General features: G+C 67.0%; 1 protein-coding gene. It reads right to left on the bottom strand.

What is annotated here, in order from left to right:
• Window positions 1-191 precede the first annotated feature (191 nt).
• Window positions 192-394 (bottom strand): hypothetical protein (locus EEB19_RS26635; protein WP_187590318.1); only part of this gene is annotated, 203 nt, incomplete at its 5' end.

The following is a 394-nucleotide window of genomic DNA, read 5'->3' as shown; positions in this document are numbered from 1 at the left end:
TGCGGGCACTGCCGGCGCGCTTGCCGCCGCCGTCCTGCTTGTTCACGGTGGCCCAGGCAATGCGTTCGGCGGTGCCTTCACTCGCGCCGCGATCACGTTCGCTTTGCTCGATGTGCTCGGCCTGGCGCTTCTGCTTTTCGGTATATGCGGATTTGTCACCACGGGGCATGACGATTCTCCTGTCGTTGTGGTCAGGCCAGCAGGCGCAGCTTGGGTTCGCGCGCCCACTGGCGGGTGGCGGCCGCCGCCAGGAATGCCTTGGCGTCTTCTGCTTCGATGATGCCGAGGTCGTTGCCGACGCGCGCCGCCTTCAGCAGCACCTGGCCGCCCGCGTCGCTGGCGATGGCCTTCAGGTGTGCCCACGCCTGGCTGACGAATTCGACGGCTGCACTCT

Origin of the sequence: Gordonia sp. OPL2, from assembly GCF_003797825.1 — a bacterium.
GTDB lineage: Bacteria > Actinomycetota > Actinomycetes > Mycobacteriales > Mycobacteriaceae > Gordonia.
Note: the sequence above shows the minus strand (reverse complement) of the source record. Positions and strands in the feature narration are given on the sequence as shown.